We start from the raw sequence: 26,789 nt of genomic DNA, 5'->3' as shown, positions 1-26,789 counted from the left end.
TACCAGAGGTGGTTGAGTGTTTTCTTATCAGGATCTAAATGAAGCACAAAAGCAGGCGGTAACAGAAACAAATACGCATGTCCGTATCATTGCCGGTGCAGGCAGCGGAAAAACGAGGGTTATCATTAGCCGTATTGCTTATCTGATAGATGAAATAGGTATCTTGCCGTATCGCATTCTCGGCATTACCTTTACGAATAAGGCTGCAAATGAGATGAAGGAGCGTTTATTGAATAGCTTGGGTGACCGTGCAGGAGGAGTTTTTCTTTCCACGATTCACTCTTTTTGTGTTCGCTTTCTTCGCGAGGAAATCCATCATGTAAATTATCCCCGCAATTTTACGATCGTTGACAGTGATGATCAGAAAAGCATCTTAAAAGAAGCTTATAAAATGTATGGGCTGGATGTGAAAAGTTATAGCTATGCGGGAACCCTGGATTATATTGCCGGCTGTAAATGTAGTGATGTAACACCGCAGCAGGCATTAAAGATTGCTTCTCCTTATACAAGTGAATATGTACGAGCACAGGTGTATGGCTATTATGAGAGCCGTTTAAATGCGATGTATGCCTTGGATTTTGATGATTTATTGCTTTTCACAAGAAAAGTTTTACGGATGTATCCGGAAATTCGTGTGAAATGGCAAAAAAAGTTTGACTATATCCATGTGGATGAATTTCAGGATGTTGATAAGATACAATATGATATCATTCGTTTTATGGTGGGTGAGCAGACACGCTTATGTGTGGTTGGTGATCCGGACCAGACGATTTATACGTGGCGTGGGGCCGATGTGAATCTGATCATGAATTTTGAAAAGGATTTTTCACCTTGTACGACGATCATCTTAAATGAAAATTATCGTTCTACCCCGTCGATCCTCAAGGGAGCCAATAGCGTGATTGCGAATAATCGCAATCGTATCGAAAAAGATTTGTTTACGAATCTTCCGGATGAACAGAAAATTATTCATTATTCGGCATTTGAAGATGAACTGGAACCTGTCTGGGTAGCCGACCGTATCAGCAAATTAAAGATGGAGGGATATAGCTATCGTGATATTGCGGTGCTTTATCGCAGCAACTATCTTTCAAGAAGTCTTGAAAAGAGGCTGTTGGAAAAGAAGATCCCTTATCGTATCTATGGAGGCGTACGTTTCTATGATCGCGCGGAAATCAAAGATTCTTTGTCTTATCTGAGAATGCTGATTCATAATAATAGTGCGATCGATCTGGCATTGAAGCGTATCATCAATGTTCCGAAAAGAAGCATTGGCAATAAGACGGTTGAAAAGATCGAAGAGTTGTCGAGAAGTGAAAATATCAATATGTATGAGGTCATTAAAAGTCATGAGGTGTGCAAGGGAAAGAGTCTTGCGGCGATGAATGCTTTTATTGAACTTATAGAGAAATATCGCAATCTTGTCAACAGCATGTCGATTTCGATGCTGTTGGAGGCCTTGATGGAGGAGAGCGGCTATATTGCCATGCTTGAGGAAGAAAAGGAAACGGAGCGTATTGAAAATATCAAGGAATTGATCAATGATATTGAAGATTTTGAAGAAATGTATCCGGATGGAACATTGGATGAATATCTCCAGCAGATTGCTTTATATACAGATAAGCAGCAGGAGGATAGTGGTGAGTTTGTCCAGCTGATGACGATTCATGCCGCAAAAGGATTGGAATTTGATATCGTGTTTGTTTATAGTATGTCTGACGGTATCTTTCCGAGTGAGCGAAGTGTCAGTGAAGGTGGCAGGGAAGCCATGGAAGAGGAACGACGTCTGGCTTATGTAGCTTTTACCCGTGCCCGTAAGCAGCTTTATATCAGTGATGCGCGTGGTTACAGCTATGTGCTGGACCGGACGAAGCTTCCTTCCCGTTTTATTCGGGAAATTGATGAAGACTGTATCCTTCATTACGGCATGCAGCAGGAAAGTGAAGCTCTTCCAAAACAAATCGTTGTGGAAGATGACGGACGTGGACATGCGGTAAGAGAGAATGTCATCCGTTTGCGTAAGGGTGATTTGGTTACGCATAAAAGCTTTGGTGATGGGGTCGTCATTGATACTTCCAGAGGGATCTGGACGATTGCTTTTCAGAATAAGTTTGGTATCCGTAAGATCACGGCGAATCATCCGTCGATCACAAAGAAATAGGAGAGAATATGAGCAGAGAAAGAATATTGGAATTAAGAGAGATCCTGCGAAGACTTTCAAGAGAGTATTATGAATTGGATTCGCCAAGTGTCAGTGATCAGGAATATGATCGTTATATGCAGGAACTGATCGATCTGGAGAATGAATATCCGGATATGGCTGATCCGTCCTCTCCTACCCAAAAGGTTGGCGGAGAAGTATTAGAAGGTTTTGTGAAGGTGGCCCATAAGACAAGGATGATTTCTTTGGCCAATGCCTTTAATTATGAAGATCTGGTTGCTTTTGATGAGAGAGTGCGCAAGGTAGTGCCGGATGCGACATATCAGGTTGAATTGAAGATGGATGGGCTGGCGATGAGCCTGCATTATGCAAATGGTCAATTCAGACAGGCCGTTACACGTGGGGATGGCAATGTAGGAGAAGATGTGACAAGCAATGTCAGAACGATTGCCTCGATTCCGATGACCATTCCATATCAGGATGATCTGGAAGTACGTGGTGAGGTCATCATGCCGAAAGCTGTTTTTGAAAAGCTGAATGAGGAAAGAAAAGAAAAGGGTGAAGAACCTTTTGCCAATCCGCGTAATGCGGCGGCAGGAAGCATTCGTCAATTAGATTCTTCGATTGCCAGGAAAAGGAAATTAGATGCTTATTGGTATTTTTTAATGGATGCGCAGGCATTGGGATGTCATACGCAAAGTGAAGCCTTGGCTTTTTTAGATCAAAACGGCATCAAGACGAATCCTTTGCGTCGCGTTTGTAAAGATATTGATGAGGCATGGGTGTTTATTCAGGAAATGACTCAGAAAAGAAATGATCTTCCATATGATATCGATGGTATGGTCCTTAAGGTCAATGAGCTTGACCGATGGGAAGAAATCGGGGAAACGGTCAAATCACCAAAATGGGCGATTGCCTATAAATTTCCGGCAGAAGAAGTCATCACTCGTTTGAAGGATATCAAGATTACCGTAGGACGCACCGGTAAGATCACACCTAATGCGGTATTGGAGCCGGTACGTGTGGCAGGAAGCCTGGTCAGTGCGGCTACGTTACATAACGAAGATATGATCAAAGCCAAGGATGTGCGGATCAATGATTTTGTGGTGATCCATAAAGCGGGGGACATCATTCCAGAGGTTGTGCGTTCATTACCGGAACGTAGGGATGAGCATTCTCAAAAATATGTTTTTCCTACGCATTGTCCGATCTGTCATTCACCGTTGGTACGCTATCCGGATGAGGCGGCCCATTACTGCATCAATCAGGACTGCCCGGCGAGGGTGAGTGAATCGATCATTCATTTTGCGTCAAGAGAAGCGATGAATATTGATACGTTGGGAAGCAAGCGCGTGGAACTGTTTTGCGCAAAAGGGATCCTGAAAAGCGTTGAAGATATTTATACGCTGAAGGATAAGCGAGATGAGCTGTTAGGGCTGGATGGCTTTAAGGAAAAAAGTGTGGATAAGCTTTTGAATGCGATTGAAGAGAGCAAGAAGAATCCTTTGGAGGATCTTGTTTTTGGTTTAGGTATCCGTCAGGTTGGCAAAAAAGCGGCTCGTATCTTAGCACAGCATTTTAAGACGATGGATGCTTTGATGCAGGCGGATAAAGAAGAATTGACGAATATTCGTGATATTGGTGAAATTACGGCTATCAGCATTCTGGATTTCTTTGGCCTGGAAAGCAACCGTCAGATGATCGAAAAATTGCGTTTGGCAGGTTGTCGCATGGACAGTGATGAGGTACAGACCAATGAAAGTATGTTCACAGGTAAAACGGTCGTATTGACAGGCAGCTTGCATTTATTTACACGTGATGAAGCACGCGGCTTGCTGGAAAGGCTGGGGGCGAATGTTGCTTCGAGCGTATCGAAAAAGACAGATCTTGTCATTTATGGTGAAAATGCTGGAAGCAAGCTGGAAAAAGCGTTACAATTAAATGTATCTGTCATGGATGAAGCGACTTTTATGGAAGAGGTGAACAAGTATGAAAATCAGTAAACTGTTTTCACTTTTGCTGCTGGGCTCGCTTTTATTAAGCGGTTGTCGTCAGGATAATACTGATGAGGACCGGGTTACCGTTGAGCCGTTGAGAGAAGGTGATTATGGTTATTCTATGCCGTATGTGAATTCATCTACCAGTGTGATTCATTCGAAATATGGTTCCAATAAATTAGATAAATATTTTATGGGGCAGCAGGGATTGGAGCTTGCGAAAAGCTATTTTGATCCGAATACGACTTATGCTTCAGAAGGTAATATCCTTGATGCGAGTGAGCTGGAACGTTTTGATTCCAGCTTAAGAGGATTGGGATTATTGAAATATAAGACAGATTACAATCCGAAAGGGCTGAATCCGGAAAAGGGAACTTATGTCGAAAGCGGTACAGGCATCGATATGTATGATGCGATCATTGTCAGTGATGTCTATGAAGTAGATTTTGTCGATCAGAATGGTGATTATGTGGGCTTTCAGTTTACGATCGTCATGAATCAGAATATCACTTATTCAGTGGCTCAGACCAATGAAGATGGCAGTGCTGCGATTGATGAGAATGGAAACGTGATCCTGCAAAGCGGTACGCAGACAGGTCAGATGAGCAATGAGCAGTTATTCAATTACGGCAGCTTAGAGGCCGGTCAGCGACTGGTCAACTATTTGCGTAATAACCATCCGGAGGTAGGGAATCTTCCGATTCATGTCCTCTTATATAAGACGGTAAGCTCAGACAGCATGACAAGCGGCGGATTTATCGGTCAGAGCTATGTTACGACGCGTTCATCGACTTCATATGAGCGTTTGACACAGGAATGGGCGTTTGCGCCAAGTGCCCGTTTATCTGAGCTGGACAGCGTATTGGCAAATCAGATATCAACGGTGAAGAGCACGTTGTTTGAGAATTTTCCAAATGAAGTAGGATTCTATGGAAGAGTATTTTTTATAGATAATATGGCTGATGAAGTGGAGATTGAAATTAATATGCGTGGTAAGACATATGTGGAAATTCAAAGCCTGATTCAGTATATGGTTACACTGGCACCGGATATTAATGAAAATAACTGTGAATTAAATGTTCATATAAAGAGTGATGGTGATACGGTGGCATTGATACATCGTGATAAGAATAGTGAAACGATCACGACTAGCTTGATATAAGGAGGAGCCATGGAGAAATTTAGTAAGGAAATGCTGAGAAAGCTGGCAAACCAGGTCATGTTTGACCTGAATGATCAGGAATGTGAAGAATTGCAGGAGGAGTTTGAAACTTATCTGAAGCAGCTGGAGCTTCTTAATAAGATCGATACGGAACATGTAGAAGAGATGGTTTATCCGTTTGAAGCACCGACTTCTTTTATCCGTAATGATGATGAGGTATATGCGATCTCGCAGGAAGATGCGATGAAAAATGTGCCGCAGGCCAGTGAGAATTATGTTGTGGTACCAAAGGTGGTGAAATAATGAAGATACAGGAATTTACGAAGGATGTTGAAAAGAATGTAGGAAGATGTGCTGCTTTAAGTGAAAAAGCACAGAAGAAGCTGAATGCGATCGTTACCTTTATTGACCACAGCGAACAGATCGAAGCAGTGAAAAAGATGGATCCATCTCTTCCTTTATACGGTGTGCCGATTGCCATCAAAGATAACTTTAATACGAAAGGAATCCGTACAACGGCCAGCTCACGTATCTTGGATAACTATGTGCCGATTTATGATGCAACGGTGATCAAAAAGCTGAAGGATGCCGGTGCCATCTTGTTTGCGAAGACAAGCATGGATGAATTGGGCATGGGTGGTACGAATTTAAATGCTTATACGGGAAAGGTCAACAATCCTTATGATGTAAGCCGTATATCAGGAGGAAGCAGTGGCGGCAGTGCCGCTTTGGTAGCAGAAGGCGTTGTTCCGGTAGCGATGGGAACCGATACGGGAGATTCGATCCGTAAACCGGCTGCCTATTGTGGTGTCGTAGGTTTTAAACCGACCTATGGACGGATTTCACGCTATGGTGTCATTCCTTATGCTTCAAGCCTGGATCATGTGGGCTTTTTTACGACTTGCATTGAGGATGCCGCAAGGATGCTTGAGGTGTGTGCCGGCAGAGATGATCATGATATGACTTCCTCTTATGAGAAAGTAGAAGAATATGAGAAAAATTTAAACAGTGATATCCGAGGAAAGAAAATTGCTATTCTGGAGAATGTCATGAATTCGATCGAGGATCAGCGTATCGTTGATAATTTCAATGAGGTGATCCTAAAGCTTGAGAAACGGGGAGCGATCGTGGAAAAGGTCAGCATGGATGAAACCCTGCTTCAGACCTTGCTGCCGGTTTATCTGATCATTGCCAATGCGGAAGCCTGTGCCAATCATTCTAATTTAGACGGTGTCCGTTTTGGTATGCGTGAAGACGGAAATGACCTGGAAGAAATCATGATCAATTCCAGAACGAAGGGCTTCTCAAGTGCAGTCAGAAAAAGATTTGTTTTAGGAAGCTATTCGCTGTTTGTGGAAAATCAGGAAAAGCTGTTTAGAAAAGCACAAAAGGTTCGCCGGGTAATCGTGGATGAATATAGAAAGATTTTGGAGAAGTATGACTGTGTGATTGCCAGTGCGGCACCAACGATCGCACCTCATCCTGAAGACAGCGTGGGTGAAAAGATGAGTGATACCTATCTGGTTGCGGAAAACTTCATGATCTTGGGAAATATGTCAGGATATCCGTCATTGACTCTTCCTAGTGGTTTTGTGGAAGGATTGCCGATCGGTATCAATGTGACAGCAAAAGCATTCGATGAACAAAATCTTTTGAATATCTGTAAAGCAATCGAAGAGGAAACAGGGCTTGAAAATCATACGGCAGGAGGTAGCTATGAACTTTGAAACGATAATCGGAATTGAGATCCATTGTGAATTAAAGACGCATACGAAAATGTTCTCACAGGGACCGGTCAGCTTTGGCGAAAGTGCAAACAGCTGTGTCAATGAGATCGATTTAGGTATGCCGGGAACCTTGCCGTGTTTAAATAAGCATGCGGTAGAATTAGCTTTGAGAGCTTGTATGGGCACTCATTGTGATATCGATCCATTAGTGAAATTTGATCGTAAAAATTATTATTATTCCGATCTTCCGAAAGGCTTTCAGATCACACAGCAGTTTCATCCGATCGGAAAAAACGGATATATCGAAATTTCAACGGAAACAGGTACCAAGAAGATCCGTTTAAATCGTATTCATATGGAAGAAGATACGGCTAAACAATTTCATACGAATTTTGGTACGCTGATTGATTTTAACCGTGCCGGAACACCGCTGATCGAAATTGTATCCGAGCCGGATATTCGCAGCGGTAAAGAGGCTGCTGCCTATGTGGAAGAATTAAGAAATATGCTTTATTATCTTGGGGTGAGCGACTGCCGTATGGAAGAGGGAAGCATGCGTTGTGATGTGAATATCTCCCTTCGTCCGGAAGGCTCAGAGATCTTTGGTACCAAGACGGAAATCAAGAATTTGAATTCGATCAGCAATGTCCAAAAAGCAGTTGATTATGAGGTAGAACGTCAGACCCGTTTGCTTTTATCGGGTGAAAAGGTGGAACAGGAAACCAGACGCTTTGATGAAGCAACCAAAACGACGGTGCTGATGCGTAAGAAGGAAGGAAACGTTGATTATAAATTTTTCCCGGAACCAAATATTTTTCCGATTCAATTAGATGAAGCATGGTTCGAACAGATTCGTGCCACTCAGCCGCAGCTGCCATCACAGCGTAAAGAAAAATATATGCAGGAATATGGTTTAAGTGAGTATGATGCCAATACATTGACACAAACAAAAGAGCTCAGCGATTTCTATGATGAGGTCGTAAAACATACAAAAGAATATAAGCTTGCCAGCAATTGGTGCATGGTAGAATTGATGGCAGTATTGAATAAAGAAAATATCAGCTTTGACGATAACCCATGTTCTCCTGTTTATCTTGCGGAAATGATCGAGATGGTCAGCAAGGGTGAGATTTCATCAAAACAGGCCAAAGTTGTATTTGAAGAAATCATGAAGGGCAAGGATCCGAAGAAGGTCGTTGAAGAGAAGGGAATGAAACAGATTTCTGATCCAAATGAAATTCTTAAGCTTGTCACTCAAGTATTAGATGCCAATGAACAGGCCATTCTTGACTTTAAAAATGGTAAGGGCCGTGCTGCCGGTGCTTTGGTCGGACAGGTAATGAAGCTGAGCAAGGGACAGGCAAATCCAAAGCTTGCTAATCAAATTTTAAATGAGGAATTGAAGAAACGTTAAAAATCAAGTACAATAGAAGCAAGGAGCTGATTTTATGCCAAAAGAAAAAAGAAACGTGAATGAAAAAACTAGCGTTAAGAAAAAACCGCATATTGTACTGGGGTTAGTTATAGTTATACTTTTCATTCCTATTGTGATTCTGGCAGCCATCCTGGTAAGTTCACTTGAGGATTCATCGCAGCCGGTCGTAGGAAGCCGTTATCAGAATGAATTAGATCCGGCCATTACGGAAGAGAATATTACATCGTTAGAGAATGCCTTGGTTTTTGATGGAACAGATTCTGTTCAGGTAAATTTTAAGACGGCCCGTGTGGCGATTCTGATTGATACGAATGATGATATGTCTGCTGACAGCATCAACAATCTTATCCAGCAGGCTTATGCGAAAGTAAATGAGGTACTTCCGATTGAAACATATTTTACGAATCGCAGTGATGGTGAGAATTATGTCAAGATGTATGATTTACAGATCGATGCCTACAATGTCATCAGCGGAGATAATCAAATCCATTATGTTTTGACAAAGACGGGCGCTCAGGATGAACCGCTGTTAGAGCTTGTCAGTTCGCCAAAAAATGAAGAAGTGGCGAATGATGTTCAGAATCAAAATGCAAATGAAGGAGAATAAAAAGGGCGATGCCCTTTTTTAACACATTATGAAAAAGAATGAGAAATTTATAGGAAAATGTGAAAGCTATACTTATGATGGTTTGGGAGTCGTTAAATATGAAAAGATACCTGTTTTTGTGAAAGATATGTTAGCTGGAGAAACAGGTGAGATCATTATTACGAAAGTATTGAAGAATTTTTCTTATGGGCGCTGTTTACAGCTTTTAGTATGCAGTCAAGAGCGTGTACGGCCGCTATGCCCGGTCTATAAAGCATGTGGCGGATGTCAGCTTTCACATCTCTCAGCAACTGCTCAGAAGGCTTTTAAAAGACAAAGGGTACAGGATTGTATCGCCCGTATCGGTAAGATAGATCTTGAAGTTGAAGATGTCTTGTCCATGGAGCATCCTTTTTACTATAGAAACAAGGGACAGATTCCTGTAGGTGTAAAAGAGGGTCAGGTCATCTGCGGCTTTTACCGTATTCATTCAAATGATATCATCGATATGGATGAGTGTCTTATCCAGCATCCGCTCATCAATGAAATGGTAGAGATCATCAAGGCACAGCTTCAAAAATTTCAGATTGGCAGTTATTTCCGTCATCTTTTGATCAAGGTTGGCTTTGAAAGTAAGGAAATGATGGTTGTGCTGATCGTCAGAGAAGAAAAGATTCCTCATTTAAAGGAATTAGTGGAAGCTATAAGTCAGAATAAATATGTGAAATCGGTGATCATGAACCTGAATCAGAGAAATGACAATGTTATTTTAGGTGATAAAGAAACTCTTTTATATGGAAAGCCAACAATTCAGGATACTTTGATGGATCTTACATTTAATATATCCTCAAAATCCTTTTATCAGATCAATCCTCTGCAAACATGTGTCTTATATGAAAAAGCTGTGGAATTTGCGAATCTTACAGGAAAAGAAACGGTATTGGATTTATATTGCGGTATTGGTACGATTTCTTTGTTTATGGCAAAGAAAGCAAAGCATGTGATCGGGATTGAGATTGTGGAAGATGCAATCAAAGACGCAAAGAAAAATGCTGAGCTTAATCAAATCAGCAATGTTGAATTTATATGCAGTGATGCCGGCACCTTTGCTTCTGAAATAGCTAAAAATGGTCAGCATTTAGATGTGATCTGTGTCGATCCGCCTCGCAAGGGATGTGATCAAAAAACATTGGAAAGCATCTTAAAAATGAGTCCACAACGCATTGTTTATGTTTCCTGTGATCCTGCAACACTGGCCCGAGATCTTTCTTTCTTATCTCAAAACGGTTATGAAGTAAAGAAAGTACAACCGGTTGACATGTTTCCGCAAACGACATCAATAGAAAACGTCTGTTTGATAGTAAGAAAATAAAAGTGCAAATAAGCCTATGAATGAAGGATATTTTAAAGATAGAATGATGAAAATTGTAGATCCTCCAAAAATGAGCATCAACTGATACTAAATGGATAATTGCCTGGTTTTCAAGAAATCGGGCATTTTTATATGGAATATTGGTAGAAAAAGTGTTCCTGAAAATTGAGGAATTTGCATAATCAGATTTTCATATAAATTTAGGTAAAATTAGAAAAAAGATGTTTTCACCAAGGAATAACTATACCCAAACATGGTTAACTTCAAGCATTAAAGGTCAATAGAAAACGTCTGTTTGATAGTAAGAAAATAAAATTACAAATAAGCCTATGAATGAAGGATCATTTTAAGATTATGATGATCATATGCTCTTCACAATGAATATCAAATGAAGTAAATAGATAGATGCCTGGTTTTTCAAAAAAATCAGGTTTTTAATTTTGATTCATTAAAAATTATGTAGAAACAAGAATTGTTTTATAGAAATATATAGAAGTGATTCAAAATCAATATTAGTTCGAAAGTAAACTAGAATTAAAAACTCGTTCGTTTCAATTTCAGTCGTAATAATTGGATAAAGAGATATTCGAATCAGTTTCTTATATTTATTGAATGCAGGTGCTCTTATCATTTTTTGGACTATGATAATGGAATTATGATATAATATCAAAAACAGGAGGTAGATATAATGATTAAATATATTAAAGGAGATTTATTTTCCTCTCCTGCACAAGTATTAGTTAATACAGTTAATTTAGATGGAGTTATGGGAAAAGGAATTGCTTTAAAATTTAAACAATTATATCCGGATATGTTTAAAAGATATCAATGGTTTTGTGATAATAAAATACTCGAAATTGGAAAGCTTTGGCTATATAAAAGTGAAAATAAATGGATTCTCAATTTTCCAACAAAGGTTCATTGGAGAAATCCTTCTAAGATTGAGTATATAGAAAAGGGATTGCAAAAGTTTGTTACCACTTATAAAGATAAAAATATTACATCAATCGCTTTTCCTAAATTAGGTTGTGGTAATGGCGGCTTAGATTGGAATGATGTTAAACCAATAATGGATCAATATTTAAAGAATTTACCTATAGATATTTATGTATATGAAGGTGAGTATATTACTGGGAAAGAATTTAAAAATATTAAAGAAATGAAAGCCTGGCTGGCACAATATCCCAAAGATTTAAGTTATCTTGAATTTAAAAATGATATTTATACATTGGCAAATGATGAAAATATAGATATTCGTCATATTGATGAAGAGGAACTTTCTGAGTTTTGGTCAATATTAAAAAATTCGGGATTCATCTCTATGGATAATATTTCAATGGATGAACGAGTGATCTTTGAATTAGCGTCTAAGTTAGAATATGTAATTCCATGTCAAATTAGTAATGGTCTTAATGGAAGTATCAAGGATTCTTTACAATTGAGACTGCCATCGGAGGATAACCTATGTCAAAATCAGATGAGTATTTAGAAATTTTGCGAAAAGCATCTGAAGTAGCATACATAAAATGGTGGCCTAAGTATGTTTATCATTACACTGATATAAATAATGCAATTAATATTTTAGAAGATGGAAAAATATATTCTAGAAACAAGGCAGTAAATAGAATGATAAATGAAAACGCAGGTTTAGAAATATTAAATCATACAGAAGATGAGATCTTCGATTACGTCAGATTTTATTTTCGACCAAAAACTCCGACACAGTATCGCAATGAAGGATTTATTCCACAAGATTGTAAACAATACAATAATTCAAATGTTCCCGTACTGGTATTTTTTGTTTTTGAAGCAAAAGATATGCTTGCTATGGAGAAAACGAAATTTTCTGAAATAGCTTTGGCAAATACAGGAAGTCATTTAACGAATGATATAAATGATTTTAGAAAGTTTGATTTTAGAAAAATATATTCTGGGGGAGGATACAAAGGTGAGAATCTAACTCCATATCGTAGAGCTGAGCTTGTTATTCCCGATGAATGCGATTTAAGGTTTTTAAAACATATCTGGTGTAGATCTAGTGCGGAATATGCTTCATTACGCACGATGTTAAAAGAGAGAAATATCTATGATAGATATAAGAATATTATTGGAGTAAAGGAATATGATTCAGGATTATTTTTTAAAGAAGGTCTTTATGTTTCTCATGTGAATTTATCTATAAATAAGGCAGAGATTCTTTATATAAATACTCATTTGGTGAATGATTCCAATGTAGATATTAAATATGTAATACAAGTAGGAAATCAAAAAATTGAGTCAAAAACAGTGCATGTTTTACAATCAAGAATTGATTTTAGCAGAAGTGAAATTCAAAATTTAATTAAACAAAATAATGGAGAATATATTTTTCAAATATTCTTTGATAACTGTTTAGTTTATTTTAATAAATATTCTGGGGCAGAAAGTGATTTGGATGAATTGCCATATTAGAATAAATTGAAAAAATACTATCGCTACGAAATAACTGCGATTATTTATGGTTAACTTTAAACAGTGAAGTCACATTGAATGTGTGAACCTGATAGTAAGGAAATAAAAGGACCAAAAAGCTTATGAATAAGGGATATTTTGAAGATTGAATGATAAAAATTATAGATTCTTCAGAAATAGACATCAACTGCCTGGTTTTCATGAAAATCAGGCATTTTTATATGGAATATTGGCAGAAAAGTGTTCCTAAAAAATTGAGAAATTTGCATAATCAGAATTTCATATAAATTTAGTTATATTAGAAAAAAGATATTTCCGCCAAGCAATAACTGTACTCAAACATGGTAAACTTCAAGCATTAAAGGTCAATAGAAAATATCTGTTTGATAGTAAGAAAAGAGAGTGAGAATATGCTTAAAATAATGGTTAATTTGAAGATTGAATAATGAAGTTTATTTACTCTTCAAAATAGATACCAATTAATACTAAATAGAAAAATACCTGATTTTTGAACCAGGCATTTTAAATAAAATCATGATGAAAAAGTGTTCTTAAAAGATATATTTTTTTATTATATTGATTTTTACGAATACGTGTTTCACCGATAATGAAATAATCAATGAACCAGGCTACATATATTGAAATGGTGATGAGTATAAAATGTGTGTAAAAATTAGTGAATGGTAAATGTAAAAAATAACAAAGTGAGCTTCCTTATATTGACATAAAAAAGACGGAGATTATAGAATACAAACGGTAATACCACAAGGAGGAAAAAGTTGATGAAAAAACTTTCGAAGCTGTTAGTTGCTTTTGCGATGACTATCGGTTTGGTTGCTTGTTCCAATGAGTCAGGAATAACTGATGAAGCGACAACTATCACGATTTGGCACACTTTCACTGAAAATCATGAAGCAATGTTGAAACAGATTGCTGCTGATTTTGAAAGTGAGCATGAAAACATTAATGTAGAAGTTATTGGAGGATACGATCCTAATACATATGAATCAGTAATTACTGATGCTGTCGCAAACGGTGTAGCACCTAATCTTGTATTCAATTTTTCTACTTTCGCAAATACTTTTGATGGTCAGGATGTTTTAATCCCATTTGATGATTACTGGGATTTTGATTATGCTGATCTCACTACACCAGCTGTCTATGCCGAAGCTACTAACTTCTCTGATGGAAAAGTGCATATTGTTCCGGTTTATACATCAGGACCTGTTTTATTTGTAAACAAGACGCTCTATGATCAGGTAGGAGCAGAAATTCCTACGACTTGGGATGAAGTAAAAGAAACTTCTAAGAAGATCTATGAAGAAACAGGTGTTGTAGGATTTGCGGTAGATTCATTAACTGATCTGGCACAGATTTTGATTTACCAATCTCATGAAGGACAGATCGTAGATCTTAAAAACAAAGAAGTTGCTTTCAATGATGATAAGACTCTTGAATGGGTTGAATGGTGGGCAGAAGGTGTACGTGAAGGATATTTCCAGGTTACTGCTCAGAGTGCTGACGGGTATAATTCAGGAGATCTGAACAGTGGTTTGGTTGCCTCTTATATTGGCTCCTGTGCTGGTATGCCTTATCTTGATCTTTCAAATATCAATGGAGATTTGCAGGTTGTAAGAGTTCCGATGATAGCTGATGCTGAATATGAAAATGCAGGTTCGATTTCAAATCGCGGTGCTATCGGATTCAAGGGTACTGAGGCTCAAAATCAGGCTGTGGCTGATTTTGTTGAATACTTTATTAGCCGCAATTCTGAATGGGTACAAGCAATTAGTGCTAATTCACCTTATACAGAAGTTTTAGAAGATGAAAGCTATCAAAAATTCATTCAATCGAATCCTGCTTTACAGGCATTAGAAGATCAGTTAGAGGTTTCATTTGTTGCTCCGGTGTTTAAAGGTTCTACTGAAATGCGTAACCAATTAAATGAGTTATTTAAAGGACCGGCTGATCCATCCTTCGATGCTGCAACGGCTTTACAAAATGCTGCTGATAGAACAAATGCAGCAATGCAAGCTGAATAAATACATAAAATATAAAGGTTAATATATACTTATTTAGGCTGTTGACAAAGGTGTTGACAGCTTTTATTAACGTTAAGAAAGTCAAGATGAGATATGTATTTCCATGATCATAGATGGTTAACGGCCATATTGGCAGTCTTATTGAAAATGGCTATGTCATAGTAAGAAAAAAGAATAACATAAATCTTAAAAAACGAAGAATAAAATTTATACACTCTAAAAAAAGGTATCAATCAATACTAAAGAAATGCCTGATCGTTAGAAAATGCGGCTTTTTTAATTAAGTGTTTATGAAAAAGGATTGAAATACGACCAGCCAATTGATAAATTAATTATTTGTATAAAGGAAAGAAATCATCATAAAGGATATTCTCAAAAAACATATCAAAAAAAATTAATATATGTTGACAATGATCTTTTTAAAGGGTATGATGAATACATCAAAATAATTTGATGTGAGGGATGGTATGGTAGATTATTCAAGAGATGTAAAAATATTTAAAGCGCTTTGTGATGAAAAAAGATTGAATATTTTAAATCATTTAAAAAGTGGAGAGAAATGTGCCTGTGTTTTGATTGATTATATGAATATAGGGCAGTCTGCCTTATCTTATCATATGAAGATACTATGTGATTCTGGTATCGTGGTAAGCAGACAGGAGGGGAAATGGACGCATTACAGAATCAGTAAATCAGGTAGTGAGTATGCAGCAAAACGCTTACTGGAATTAACTTCACAAATAGGCAGTAATTAATTGAATCTAGTTTATATGAGTCATCTGAAGATGGCTTTTATAAGTGTTATCACATCAAAAAAATTTGATATGAAATGAGGAGGGGTTTCTTGGAAACATTAAATTTGTTGTGGAATTTTTTTCAAGATCAGATATTGAAAATGAAATGGTTGAATGATCTCATTGGTTCTATCTTATCTGAAACAGGATTGGATATGGATCAGCGTATCGGAGGAAGCATTCAGTTTTTTGTATATGACATATTTAAAATTACGATTCTGCTGTGTATCTTAATATTTATCATTTCATATATACAATCTTATTTTCCACCGGAAAGAAGTAAGAAGATATTAGGAAGATTTCATGGTATAGGTGCAAATATCATGTCTGCTTTATTAGGAACAGTGACACCTTTTTGTTCATGTTCTTCTATTCCTTTGTTTATTGGATTTACCGGTGCAGGTCTTCCGCTGGGGGTAACCTTTTCATTTCTAATATCTTCGCCGATGGTTGATCTGGGAAGCCTGGTCTTGCTGATGAGCATTTTCGGTACAAAAATTGCTTTAGTTTACGTTGTGCTCGGACTCTTTATTGCAGTTGCCGGCGGGACATTGATAGAAAAAATGCATATGGATCAATATGTAGAAGAATTTGTGAAAAATGCAAGTAATATTGATATTCATTCTCCTTCCTTAACCAAAAAAGAGAGGGTTCAATTTGCAAGGGAACAGGTTCATGAAACTTTTAAGAAAGTTTTTCCATATATTCTAATCGGTGTTGGAATTGGCGCAATTATTCATAACTGGATTCCGGAAAGCTGGATCGAAAGCATATTAGGAAGCAAAAATCCATTTGGTGTTGTTTTGGCAACACTTGTAGGAATTCCTATGTATGCTGATATTTTTGGAACGATACCGATTGCTGAAGCTTTGCTTGCAAAGGGTAGTGAATTGGGAACAGTTTTATCATTTATGATGGCAGTTACCACACTAAGTCTTCCCTCCCTGATCATGTTGAAAAAAGCTGTAAAACCAAAACTGTTAGCTTTATTTATCGGAATATGTGCCATGGGGATCATCATAGTTGGTTATGTATTTAATATTTTTAGTGCATTATTTATATGAAAAGGAGATATCAGACGATGAAATTATTTAAAAGAAGCAATCGAGAAAACGCATGCTGTTGTGCTGGTCAGTGTACAGAAGAAAATATGCAAAAGGCTGAAAGCCAAAAGGAGGGGGCAGGAATTAAGATTCTCGGATCAGGATGTACGAAATGTATCCAATTAGAAAAAGCAGCAAGGCAGGCAGTACAAGAATTAAATCTTGATCTTAAAATAGAACATATTACAGATTTTGCCCAAATTGCAAGTTTTGGTGTCATGTCTACTCCTGCTTTAGTGTTAAATGGCAAGGTAGCATCTTATGGTAAAGTTTTATCGGCAGACGAAATTAAGGACATTTTAAAGCATAATTAAATTATTTATTCAAAAGAATAGTTATGGATATCACTGGTATGTAAACATCGTTTTGATGATAGTATTTATAAGATGATTCAACGTGATTTGCATATCGTTAAGCCATATGGAAGATGTCTGGAGGTGATGAATCATTGATGCATTAAGTTTTGTGTTTGATATTACAATGAGGTGATAATAAATTAAAAGTGCAATTCGCTTGTATAGGCATAAAAATTATATATAATAGACTTGTGAGAAAGGAGAAAAACATATGAAAGATGTTAAGTTTTTTAGATGTAGTCATTGCGGTAATATCGTAGAGATGGTAAACAATGTAGGTGTTCCTATTTTTTGCTGTGGAGAAAAAATGGAGGAATTAGTACCAAATACAAGTGATGGAGCAGGAGAAAAGCATGTACCTGTGGTAAGCGTAGAGGGTGACAATGTTGTTGTACGTGTAGGCAGTGTGGATCATCCAATGCTTCCTGAACACTTCATCCAGTGGATCTATGTACAGACAAACCTGGGTGGTATGAAAAAAGTCTTGAATCCAAATGAAGGACCTACTGCTTCATTTAAATTAGCAGAAGGTGAAAGTGTTGTTGCGGTTTATGAATACTGCAATCTGCATGGTCTTTGGAAAACAACTCTTTAAGTCATTGAATTAAGCAAGCAGACATATGTCTGCTTTTATAATGCATTGATCTATAAGAAGAAACGACATGAAATATCAATTTATTCATTATGGATAGAGTATTATAGAAAAAGAAAGATTATAGGGGATCATGATGAAAGAGATATTCGATATATTCCTATATTATATTTGTAAATATTTATGAAACTAATTGCTTATATATGTTTTTTAATTCGACGCATATCAGAAAAAGGAAAGAGTTATAGCCCGATGCTTATCATTTTAGGAAGTGTTAGCATTCTTACGATAAGTTTAAGTGCTGTGATTATGAGTTATTTTATAAATAATGCCAATTCAAATTTCTTACTTATGTTTTCGGGATTAAAGAGCATATATATTATGGGCTGGATTTTTTTATCATTAGGATGCCTTATATTGTTTTATCAGTTATTATTTGATGAATCATAGAATAAAAGCTCATGCAACTTTAGCTTGCATGAGCTTATTTTTATCACTCAGAATGTTCTTTGATAATTCTTTTTAATGACCGATCCAATTTTCTACATAGCCGCAGTTACAGCATACAAAGCGGATCACCGGTATCTTTTTAAACAACGTGATTGATGTGGTATAAATATTATTTTCGGATCATCAGGGATATGTATGATATCTGTGGATTGACATTTAGGACATGTTCCTGAAGTTTTCATCGTGAGCTCCTATTTTTATTGTGAATTTTTAAAGGTATCACAAATAAGTGGTTAGATCCATAGAATCGTCTCTTTTAAATATAAAGATTTTAAAACTCTTTTCGTATAAGCATTTTGATTTGATCGATGATTTATCATAGATAGGAATTATTGAACTTGAATTGATAATGATCTTCATATATCTTTTCCTCCTAGGATACAAACAGTAAATAACTGTTGTCGAGTGTTGTATAGTATTTATTTACAAAAGCTAAAGAAACAGAGTAAAAAATATGGTAAAATGAATCCATCTTATAGTGGAGGTATAATGATGCAGTATGAATGTAAAATAACCGTATTAGAAACTAAAGTATTCCCTGAATACCAAGAAAAATATCTTGCTGATCCGCATTCAGGTCCATGTCCTTTTTTTAAAGCAGGTGATACGTTTCTTTTAAAAAGAACACCGGAACAGGATGATTTTTATCATCTGATGAATGGAAGGTTTTGTGGTGAAGCATGGGATGCCATCAGCCGGTATGTATATGCTGCTTTACAGGGAGGCTCGATCATGCGTAAATGGACCAATGATGACAGAATGATGATTGCCTGTTGCAATGACGGAACAAGACCTGTGATCTTTAAAATTGAAAGAATTGATATTCCGGAAACAGAAGAAGAAAGAGAGTGGCTTGAAAAACAAAATTTTAAGAATAGTGCCAGTGATGCTTATACTGGTTAATGATATCGTTATTTTACGTAAATAAAACCTGTGATCATGTTGATTCACAGGTTTATTGTATTATAAAAGAATTGTTTTTAAATATAAGCTAACGAAAAATTTAAAATCTGAAAATGATTCCTATCATCAAAGAAATAATAATTAAAATAATTGGATGAAGATTCTTGTATTTAAGACTGACAAAATATAGAAAGCAAAATAAAGCAATACTTTTCCAATTGATAAATTCAAAAGCAAAGCTTTGTTCAGTAAAAAAGACAGACATAAATAAACTGATAGTTGCGGATGCGATAAAAGCAACAACTGCAGGCTTAAGGCCATTAAAAATAGCCTGAACGATTTTTGCTTTTTTAAACCGTTGTAAATATACAGCAATGATACTGATGACAATGATGCTTGGAGCTACCAGACTTAAAGTAGCTGCTAAGGCTCCAACGATTCCGGCAATATCATATCCGACATAAGTCGCCATATTCACACCCATAGGACCGGGCGTAGACTCGGAAACAGCAATCATCATAGAAAGGGTATCAATGGTGAACCATCCATATTTTTCACCGATTTCATATAAGAAAGGAACAGTAGCAAGACCTCCACCTACGGCAAACAGCCCCGTTTTAAAAAATTCGATGATCAGATAAAACAGCTCATTCATTTTTTAACCACCCTGCCTTTGTCATGACGATACCAAGCACAGCAGCTAAGATCACAAGCCAGACGGTTGATAAATCAGTCAGGATAGAAGCGAATAAAGCCGTGAAGAAAATAACGAATGACGCTATATTTTTAATGCTTTTATTCCACAGGTTCCTGATTGCATTGATCATTAGAACACAAACGGCTACATTGATGCCTTTCAAGGCGCTTTGAATGATCGGGATATCAGAAAAATTTGAAATCAATGAAGCTATTAAAAGAATGATGATGATAGAAGGTGAGATTACTCCCAATGTCGCAACGATTCCTCCGATCACTCCTTTTTGATAAAAGCCTATGAAGGTTGCTGTATTTACTGCAATGATTCCCGGAGTACACTGACCAATGGCATAATAATCCATAATTTCGTCTTCGGTCGCCCAGTGATGTTTTTCGATGACTTCTCTTTGAATCATGGGAAGCATGGCATAACCTCCGCCAAAGGTAAAAAGTCCCATTTTGAACCAGGTGGTATATAATTCTATGAGTATCTTCATGATATTTCTCCATTATTGCCTGATCACATGGGAATCAATGGCTGCCTGTTTGACTGCTTCTGATACTTTTTCGACAACCCGCTTATCAAAAGGTGAAGCGATGATATAGTCCGTACGTAGCTCCTCTTCAGAAATCAAATGAGCCAGTGCATAAACAGCGGCGATTTTCATCGAATCGTTGATACGTGTGGCGCCGGCATCCAAGGCACCTTTAAAAATACCGGGAAAAGCCAGTAAATTATTAATTTGATTAGGATGATCGCTTCTTCCTGTACCGATTATATAAGCATTTGCCTCCTTTGCATCTTCAGGTTCGATTTCAGGAATAGGGTTTGCCATGGCAAAAACAATTGCTTTCTCATGCATGGAGGCAATCATATCTTTAGAAATGATATGACCTGTACTTACACCTATAAATACATCAGCATCCTTTAATGCAGCACGGATATCTCCTGATTTATGCTTATGGTTACATAGCTGGATGATAGAACGCTGACCTGTTGTCAACTCCATGCCATCATGTAAGATTCCCTGACGGTCCACTAAAATCACATCACCCAGCTTCAGCTTTAAAATAAGCGAGGCAATGGCACATCCTGCACTTCCGGCGCCATTGATCACTATCGCCGGTTCATCTTTTTTCACAAGCCTTAAGGCATTGACAAGGGCCGCACATACAACGATAGCCGTACCATGCTGATCGTCATGGAAAACAGGAATCTTCATTTTATCCTGCAGACGTTTTTCAATCTCAAAACAGCGAGGAGCAGCGATATCTTCTAAATTAATGCCACCAAAGCTAGCCTCTAAGCTTGCAATGATCTCAACGAGCTTATCCGTATCTTGAGTGTTGATACATAAAGGAATCGCATCAATTCCTCCTAATGCTTTAAATAAGGCACACTTTCCTTCCATGACCGGCATTGCAGCTTCTGCACCGATATTTCCAAGCCCTAAGACAGCCGAGCCATCACTGATGACGGCAATCGTATGTTTTCTTGCGGTGTAGATAAAGCTGTCATTTGGATGGTTCTTGATCTCTATACAAGGAGCTGCAACTCCCGGTGTATAAGCAATCGATAAGTCTTCTGCCGTTTCTAGCTTCATTTTAGGAACGACCTCTAATTTTCCATTCCATTTTTTGTGCATCTCAAGTGATTTCTTATTTAATTCCATGGTCCTGTCTCCTCATTTATTTTATCTAAATGTATTATATAAAATCTTTATGATTCTTTTAAATATGTTTAATTCTTTCTTTGGTCATTTATGATGAATATGTAAAATGAGTATGAATATAATCATCTATATGCCTATCTGCAAAGCCAAAATAATTGACACATTAACAATTGATTCATGCTTTGATTTGGTGCTAAAATATATTTATTGAAATTCAGAGAGGGGTGTCATCGAAACATGGATTTTTATTCTAACAATTATGATTTGCTTACCAACAGTGAACGAGTTTTGCTCCATTATATTTTGGATCATATTGATACGATAAAAAATATGACGTCGCAAAAATTAGCCACACAGTGTGGGGTGTCTAAGACGGTCGTTATCAATATGTGTCAAAAATTAGGCTTTGAAGGATATAATGACCTAAGATTCTTTCTTAAAAATCAGGATAAAGAAAAAGAACCTTTAGAAAGTACCGAAACTTTTGAATTCCGAATGATCGATATCGTTACTCAATCAATCCAGGTGAACAAACATGAAGTATTAGAGAAAATTGCGAAAATGATCATACGATCCAATTGCATCTATCTGATTGCAAGAGGTACATCTAAGCCGATTGCCAGTTATTTAAATCATATTCTTTTAACTTTGAATATCAAATGTATAAATATTCCTGATCTGAATCTCATGCAGCTGGTTGCCCAAAAAATGACCCATGATGAGGTTTTGATGGCTATATCGTTATCGGGAAGGACACCCCTTATCATTGAAACAGCAAAGGCAGTAAAAGCTTATGGGAATACATTGATTTCATTAACATCCTTTTCAGATAATCCGCTCAATCATTACAGCGATTTGCAGCTTTTCTGTTCTTCGGAGTCGAATGATACGAAAATAAATGATGTCAATATACGAATAGGTATGTTTGCCGTGATAGATTTGTTGGTTCACTATATTAAAATTGAACTTAGTAAAAAATGAAAAAATGTACTGGATGATTCCAATGCATTTTTTTAATAAAATGACCATGGAAATTTTTTGTGAATACTGAAATTACTACTGTCGTAAATAAGCTTCCTACATATTGTAATCAATTACATTTTGGATTAACTTGTAATTAGGAGGAACAAGTATGAAAAAGTATAGTGAACAAATTCAAAGATTTGGTCGATCGCTCTTGCTCCCGATCGGTGTCATGGCACCTGTTGGTTTATTGCTTGGAGTATCTGGTGCTTTTACACAGTCCTATATGATCGACCTGCTGCCGTTTTTGGGAAACGACATCGTTCAGCTGATATTTACCAGTATCCGGCAGATTTCTGACCTTATCTTCAATAACATTCCAATTATGTTTGCGATGGGAGTTGCATATGGAATGGCAAAAAGAGATAAAGGTATTGCTGTATTTTCTTCGGTAATGGCTTATTTAATTCTGTTAGTTACGATGAATATCTGGTTAAGTACTTCTGGCCAGCTTGTTACTGAAGGCAATATCGCATTGGAAGGACAGGCAGTGGTTTTAGGTATTCAAACCTTGAATGTCAATGTATTGGGTGGTATCATTGCCGGTTTAGTGGCTGCCTGGGCTGCTGACAAATTCTATAATCTTGAATTGCCGGTAGCTTTTGCTTTCTTTGCTGGTAAGAAATCCGTTCCATTGATCTCCATGGTCGTTACTTTGGTTATCGGTTTGATCTTACCATTCTTCTGGCAGTATTTTATCGCATTCTGTACAAGCTTATCGGGCTTATTGACACATAAGATCTTAGGACCGGTACTTTCAGGATTCGTCAATCGAATGATGATTCCATTTGGCTTACACCATGTATGGAATGCCATGCTGCGATTTACAGAAGCAGGCGGTACTTATGTCATCAATGGACAGACATATATCGGCTATTTAGATGCAATGAATGAAATTCTGTTTAATCTTGGCCCGGAAAGTGAATATTGGTCCATGATGCCTGAACTGACTCGTTTTGGTGCCCAGAACCAAATGGTAAGAACGATGTTCATCTTCCCGGCTATCGGTTTGGCAATGTATAATACAGCATATACTGAAAATAAAGCTCTGGCAAAATCATTGATCATGACTTCTGTCTTAACAGCAATCCTAGGTAATGTCACTGAACCGCTGGAATTTACTTTCCTATTTATTGCACCTGGATTATATGTTATTTATGCTCTGTTATGTACGGTTGGTTCATTGGCTCTCTATTTCATGGGAACAGCTGTCGGATATATCCGAGGTACTATTTTCGACTTCATAATTTTCGGTGTAATGTATAAAAATTCACACTGGATCAATATCGTCATTGTCGGAGTTGTCAGCTTTGTCGTATTCTACTTCTTATTTAAATGGTGGATCCTTCACTTTGATGTCAAGACACCTGGAAGAGAAGATGAACCTTCAGTAGATAATGTATTGATCCGTGAAAAGAGATATGGCGAAATCGCAAAGATCGTCGTTGAAGCACTGGGTGGTCCTTCAAATATCGGTACTGTTGAAAACTGTGTCACACGTTTAAGAGTAGATATCAATGATAATAAAAAGATCGATCGAGATCTATTGAAAAAATCAGGATGCTCAGGAGTCTTCTTCCCGACAACAAAACATATTCATATTGTATTTGGACCTTTGGTAGAATTTGTTCGTAATGCAGTAGATGATGAACTAGGAAGGCATTAATTATGAGAAAAACACATAAAATAACAGTTTCAGGAGCCGGCAGCTGCCGTACGCCGGCCCTGATCGGTACACTTATGAAAATGAAAGATCGTTTTCCTGTCAGCAAAGTTGTTTTCCTGGATAAAGATTTAAAAAGATTTCATAAGATCGAAGATTACTGCAAATTGCTGATCAAGGAATTCTCTCCGGAAACAGAAATCATCGTAACAGATGATTTAGATGTTGGTTATAGTGATTGTGATTTTGTTTTCTGTCAGATGCGTGTAGGCCAGAATGCCATGAGATCTCTGGATGAAAAAATTCCGTTAAAGTATGGTCTGGTCGGACAAGAAACTTGCGGTCCCGGAGGATTTGCCTATGGAATGCGTTCAATTGGCGGCATGAAGGAAATGGTAGACTGTGTTAGAAAATATTCAAAAGATACTTGGATTTTGAATTATACGAATCCTGCAGCTATCGTTGGATTAGCATTGGATATGCTGTATCCTGATGATAAGCGTATCATCAATATGTGTGACCAGCCATATTCAATGATGGTAAGTTTTGCGAAAATACTTGGTGTTGATCCTAAAACTTTAAGAGCCCGTTATTTTGGTTTGAATCATTTTGGATGGTTTACAGATTTATATGATACAAATGGAAAAAATTATTTTGATCAATTGCGTAATTTCCTAAAAGATCATGATTTTAAACCATATAATGCAGAGCAGCGTACGAAATCATGGCTGGATACTTATCTGAGGGTCAATCGTATGATGAAATGCGTTCCGGAATATATTCCAACGACATATCTGCAGTATTATTTCTATGCCGATGAAATCGTAGAAGAAAGTGATCCGAACTTTACAAGAGCAGATGAAACAATCTTAACGAGAGAAAAAGAGGTATGGGATGTTTGCGCAAAGGCAGTAGGCAGAGAAACGTTAGGAGATCTGGAAGTTTTAACTTCACCTGTATTTGGTTCTATGATGGTAGAGGTTGCGGAATCCATTGCTTATGATTTAAAGAATGAATTCATCGTCATTACAAAGAATAATGGAATGATCGATAATTTTCCAAGTGAGGCAATGGTCGAAGTCGCCGGTGTTTTAGGAAAAGATGGTGTTACAGGTTATCCATTTGGTAAGATCAAGACTTTTTATAAGGGTCTGATGGAAAATCAATTTGCATATGAAAAATTAACATGTGAAGCATGGATCGAGAAAGATTATACAAAAGCTTTAGAGGCTTTGGCACTCAATCGAACAGTTAATGATTTTGATAAGGCAAAAGCCGTATTGGATGATCTGATGGAAGCAAATAAGGATTATTGGTATTTAGAAAAGAGGGATGTTTGATGTATCTTAAATCAAAAAACATATATTTTCCTAATCAAATAAAAAGAAGCGGATATTTGAAAATCGAAGGAGAAAAAATAGCCGGCTTTTATGATGAAGTGGATCCAAGTGAAGATATTATTGATTATGGTGATCATCTGATCATTCCCGGATTTATTGATCAGCATATTCACGGATGGGGCACTGGAAGCTTCATGCATGATAAATCAGTACATTCTATCAATGAAATGAAAAAAAATCTTCCTTATGAAGGAGTTACCGGCTTCTTAGCTACATCCGGTGCTGAGCCTATCGAAGATATCGTTCAAGGAATCAAAAGTGCCAGCTATGTAGTTGAAAATCAAAAAGATGATGGAGCGACCTTATTAGGTGTTCATCTGGAAGGACCTTTTATTAATAAAGAATTTAAAGGCATGCAGAGAGAAGATTGCTGTATTGATCCGGATTTATCTGTCATGAATCAATTTATGGAAGCTCAGAGCGTTCCTCATGTCATAAAGTTAATGACGATGGCGCCTGAACTGCCTCATGCATTAGAGATGATCAAATTCTGTAAAGCAAATAAAATTCAGATCAATATCGGACATAGTGCAGCTACCTTTGACATCATTCGTGATCTCAAAGAATACGGTCTGGGCGGTGTCACTCATATGTACAGCGGCATGAGAGGGCTGCATCATCGTGAATTAGGTGTTGCAGGAGCTGCCCTATATTTTGATGATCTAAATTGTGAATTTGCAAAGCAGACAGGAATGACAGTAAAGCCGGAGGCCTTTGCACTTGCATGGCGGTTAAAGAGCAAGGATAAGATCATCATGACAACTGACTGTGGAGGTCTTGCATTAAGTAAAAAAGAGAAATATCATTATGTCAGAAAACAGACATTTATCCCAGCTGGTAATTATTTGATCATTCGGAATGATGATGGTACAGAGGAAAAGGTGGATATACGGGAATATAAGAATGTAAGAAATCTGGAATTAAGCTATATCCGTTCCATTCAGAACTTAATTGATAACGTACATCCTTCCGTTCATGAAATCTTAAAGATAACTGCAGAAAATCCTGCGCGTTATATCGGTGTGGATGATCGTAAGGGAAGCTTGGAAGCAGGCAAGGATGCCGATTTGTTAGTGGTTGATAAAGATTTTAATCTTTTGGTAACTTATTGCATGGGAAAGAGATATATTTACGAGGAATAAG

The 26,789-nt window shown here is 37.2% G+C and carries 24 protein-coding genes; 20 read left to right on the top strand and 4 right to left on the bottom strand.

The genetic code is table 11. The features are described 5' to 3' along the window. The first annotated feature begins 16 nt into the window (after window positions 1-16). From ACZYT3_RS06200 to ACZYT3_RS06130, 15 genes are all read left to right on the top strand, one after another. On the top strand, window positions 17-2,161 hold the full coding sequence (locus ACZYT3_RS06200) for an ATP-dependent helicase (protein WP_294562040.1): 2,145 nt from the start codon (window positions 17-19) through the stop codon (window positions 2,159-2,161). A gap of 8 nt (window positions 2,162-2,169) precedes the next feature. Next, window positions 2,170-4,164, top strand: coding sequence for an NAD-dependent DNA ligase LigA (gene ligA, locus ACZYT3_RS06195; RefSeq protein WP_464088067.1), 1,995 nt, complete (start codon window positions 2,170-2,172; stop codon window positions 4,162-4,164). Beyond that, complete coding sequence (locus tag ACZYT3_RS06190; protein WP_464088066.1) at window positions 4,151-5,320, top strand: CamS family sex pheromone protein; 1,170 nt, start codon at window positions 4,151-4,153, stop codon at window positions 5,318-5,320. The genes ligA and ACZYT3_RS06190 overlap by 14 nt, the downstream gene beginning before the upstream one ends. Before the next feature lie 9 nt (window positions 5,321-5,329). Continuing rightward, window positions 5,330-5,623, top strand: a complete 294-nt coding sequence (gene gatC / locus ACZYT3_RS06185) for an Asp-tRNA(Asn)/Glu-tRNA(Gln) amidotransferase subunit GatC (RefSeq protein WP_294562037.1) — start codon at window positions 5,330-5,332, stop codon at window positions 5,621-5,623. Continuing rightward, the gene (locus ACZYT3_RS06180) at window positions 5,623-7,047 is read left to right on the top strand and encodes an amidase family protein (RefSeq protein WP_464088065.1); all 1,425 of its coding nucleotides are present in this window, start codon (window positions 5,623-5,625) and stop codon (window positions 7,045-7,047) included. The genes gatC and ACZYT3_RS06180 overlap by 1 nt, the downstream gene beginning before the upstream one ends. Continuing rightward, a complete protein-coding gene (gatB, locus tag ACZYT3_RS06175) occupies window positions 7,037-8,461 on the top strand; it encodes an Asp-tRNA(Asn)/Glu-tRNA(Gln) amidotransferase subunit GatB (protein ID WP_464088064.1) in 1,425 nt (474 codons plus the stop codon). The genes ACZYT3_RS06180 and gatB overlap by 11 nt, the downstream gene beginning before the upstream one ends. Window positions 8,462-8,495: 34 nt before the next feature. Further along, window positions 8,496-9,089: a hypothetical protein gene (locus ACZYT3_RS06170; protein ID WP_294562034.1), complete on the top strand. Its 594-nt coding sequence runs from the start codon at window positions 8,496-8,498 to the stop codon at window positions 9,087-9,089. A 28-nt stretch (window positions 9,090-9,117) separates the two neighbouring features. Continuing rightward, window positions 9,118-10,440 carry a 23S rRNA (uracil(1939)-C(5))-methyltransferase RlmD gene (rlmD, locus tag ACZYT3_RS06165; protein WP_464088063.1) on the top strand — a complete coding sequence of 441 codons (1,323 nt, stop codon included), beginning with the start codon at window positions 9,118-9,120 and terminating at the stop codon, window positions 10,438-10,440. Between the two features lie 688 nt (window positions 10,441-11,128). Further along, the gene (locus ACZYT3_RS06160; RefSeq protein WP_464088062.1) at window positions 11,129-11,929 is read left to right on the top strand and encodes a macro domain-containing protein; all 801 of its coding nucleotides are present in this window, start codon (window positions 11,129-11,131) and stop codon (window positions 11,927-11,929) included. Beyond that, window positions 11,905-12,891, top strand: coding sequence for a DarT ssDNA thymidine ADP-ribosyltransferase family protein (locus ACZYT3_RS06155; RefSeq protein ID WP_464088061.1), 987 nt, complete (start codon window positions 11,905-11,907; stop codon window positions 12,889-12,891). Before ACZYT3_RS06160 ends, ACZYT3_RS06155 begins: the two co-directional genes overlap by 25 nt. A 782-nt stretch (window positions 12,892-13,673) precedes the next feature. Further along, on the top strand, window positions 13,674-14,933 hold the full coding sequence (locus tag ACZYT3_RS06150) for an ABC transporter substrate-binding protein (RefSeq protein WP_464088060.1): 1,260 nt from the start codon (window positions 13,674-13,676) through the stop codon (window positions 14,931-14,933). A gap of 467 nt (window positions 14,934-15,400) precedes the next feature. Continuing rightward, complete coding sequence (locus tag ACZYT3_RS06145; RefSeq protein WP_464088059.1) at window positions 15,401-15,688, top strand: ArsR/SmtB family transcription factor; 288 nt, start codon at window positions 15,401-15,403, stop codon at window positions 15,686-15,688. A gap of 89 nt (window positions 15,689-15,777) precedes the next feature. Beyond that, window positions 15,778-16,791 carry a permease gene (locus ACZYT3_RS06140; protein ID WP_464088058.1) on the top strand — a complete coding sequence of 338 codons (1,014 nt, stop codon included), beginning with the start codon at window positions 15,778-15,780 and terminating at the stop codon, window positions 16,789-16,791. A gap of 17 nt (window positions 16,792-16,808) precedes the next feature. Further along, on the top strand, window positions 16,809-17,144 hold the full coding sequence (locus ACZYT3_RS06135) for a thioredoxin family protein (protein WP_464088057.1): 336 nt from the start codon (window positions 16,809-16,811) through the stop codon (window positions 17,142-17,144). Window positions 17,145-17,397: 253 nt separating this feature from the next. Beyond that, window positions 17,398-17,781, top strand: a complete 384-nt coding sequence (locus ACZYT3_RS06130) for a desulfoferrodoxin family protein (protein ID WP_464088056.1) — start codon at window positions 17,398-17,400, stop codon at window positions 17,779-17,781. Window positions 17,782-18,300: 519 nt separating this feature from the next. On the opposite strand, the gene ACZYT3_RS06125 is transcribed toward ACZYT3_RS06130, so the two are convergent. After that, on the bottom strand, window positions 18,301-18,375 hold the full coding sequence (locus ACZYT3_RS06125) for a hypothetical protein (protein WP_464088082.1): 75 nt from the start codon (window positions 18,373-18,375) through the stop codon (window positions 18,301-18,303). Between the two features lie 405 nt (window positions 18,376-18,780). Between ACZYT3_RS06125 and ACZYT3_RS06120 the strand changes: the two genes are divergently transcribed. Next, on the top strand, window positions 18,781-19,191 hold the full coding sequence (locus tag ACZYT3_RS06120) for a TIGR04076 family protein (RefSeq protein WP_464088055.1): 411 nt from the start codon (window positions 18,781-18,783) through the stop codon (window positions 19,189-19,191). A 100-nt stretch (window positions 19,192-19,291) separates the two neighbouring features. Here ACZYT3_RS06120 and ACZYT3_RS06115 read toward each other — a convergent pair whose 3' ends face one another. The 3 genes from ACZYT3_RS06115 to ACZYT3_RS06105 are packed head-to-tail and all read right to left on the bottom strand — an operon-like array spanning window position 19,292 to window position 21,560. Further along, on the bottom strand, window positions 19,292-19,846 hold the full coding sequence (locus tag ACZYT3_RS06115; RefSeq protein ID WP_464088054.1) for a chromate transporter: 555 nt from the start codon (window positions 19,844-19,846) through the stop codon (window positions 19,292-19,294). After that, complete coding sequence (locus tag ACZYT3_RS06110; protein ID WP_294562025.1) at window positions 19,839-20,384, bottom strand: chromate transporter; 546 nt, start codon at window positions 20,382-20,384, stop codon at window positions 19,839-19,841. Before ACZYT3_RS06110 ends, ACZYT3_RS06115 begins: the two co-directional genes overlap by 8 nt. A gap of 12 nt (window positions 20,385-20,396) precedes the next feature. After that, entirely contained in the window at window positions 20,397-21,560 is a 1,164-nt protein-coding gene (locus ACZYT3_RS06105) for an NAD(P)-dependent malic enzyme (protein ID WP_294562024.1), read from the bottom strand. A 237-nt stretch (window positions 21,561-21,797) separates the two neighbouring features. On the opposite strand from ACZYT3_RS06105, the gene ACZYT3_RS06100 reads away from it, so the two are divergent. The 4 genes from ACZYT3_RS06100 to nagA all read left to right on the top strand — a co-directional run bounded on the left by ACZYT3_RS06100 (window position 21,798) and on the right by nagA (window position 26,788). Beyond that, window positions 21,798-22,541: a MurR/RpiR family transcriptional regulator gene (locus tag ACZYT3_RS06100; RefSeq protein WP_294562023.1), complete on the top strand. Its 744-nt coding sequence runs from the start codon at window positions 21,798-21,800 to the stop codon at window positions 22,539-22,541. 151 nt (window positions 22,542-22,692) lie between these two features. Further along, a complete protein-coding gene (locus ACZYT3_RS06095) occupies window positions 22,693-24,249 on the top strand; it encodes a PTS transporter subunit EIIC (RefSeq protein WP_464088053.1) in 1,557 nt (518 codons plus the stop codon). Window positions 24,250-24,251: 2 nt separating this feature from the next. Continuing rightward, window positions 24,252-25,586 (top strand): family 4 glycosyl hydrolase, encoded by a 1,335-nt coding sequence (locus ACZYT3_RS06090; RefSeq protein WP_464088052.1) that lies wholly within the window; start codon window positions 24,252-24,254, stop codon window positions 25,584-25,586. Then, window positions 25,586-26,788 (top strand): N-acetylglucosamine-6-phosphate deacetylase, encoded by a 1,203-nt coding sequence (nagA, locus tag ACZYT3_RS06085; protein WP_294562020.1) that lies wholly within the window; start codon window positions 25,586-25,588, stop codon window positions 26,786-26,788. Before ACZYT3_RS06090 ends, nagA begins: the two co-directional genes overlap by 1 nt. Window position 26,789 lies beyond the last annotated feature (1 nt).

The organism is Traorella sp. mt218, from assembly GCF_055420025.1.
This window is presented reverse-complemented; position numbering and strand designations above follow the sequence as displayed.